This is a genomic window from Streptomyces calidiresistens (assembly GCF_014141525.1).
Lineage (GTDB): Bacteria > Actinomycetota > Actinomycetes > Streptomycetales > Streptomycetaceae > Streptomyces > Streptomyces calidiresistens.
The window spans coordinates 1-520 of record NZ_VKHS01001384.1 but is presented as its reverse complement, the minus strand read 5'-3'; the positions used below and the strand labels follow the sequence as shown (position 1 = coordinate 520).

The following is a 520-nucleotide window of genomic DNA, read 5'->3' as shown; positions in this document are numbered from 1 at the left end:
GGCGACCCAACTGTCGAGCAGGCCGCGGACCAGGGAGGCGGGGGCCGCCAGGCCGCATTCGCGTTCGGGGGACCACAGCATCCCGGCGCCGGTGTGTCCCAGGGGCCCGGGGCGACCGGGCAGGCTGTGGTCGTGCGGGTCGTGCTGCGCCAGGCCGTCGCCCTGCTCGCTGGGCATCCGGCTCTCGGAACACGCCCGGCACAGCAGCCGGACCGAGGAGGACCAGTCCTCCGCCGCGTACCCGGCCTCGGCGGCCAGCCGCTCCAGGGCGTCCCGGTCGGACTCCTCGGCCGCCTCCAGGAGCACCACCCAGGTGGGGACGGAGGACGGGGCCCACAGTTCGATCTCGTCGAAGACCGGGTGCACGGTGGTGTGCCCCTCGGGACCGACGATGGTCCGCTCGCCGTTGGGCACCCCGTCGTGGAGCACGACCTCGCCCCACCGCCGCCCGGAGGACGGCAGCGGGATGTTGCGGATCACCATGCGGGCCGGGTCCAGGCGGCGACCCCACACCACCTCG

At 75.2% G+C, this 520-nt stretch carries 1 pseudogene; it reads right to left on the bottom strand.

The window, feature by feature from the left end:
* Nucleotides 1–520: pseudogene (locus tag FOE67_RS27430) on the bottom strand (hypothetical protein); the annotation flags it as partial.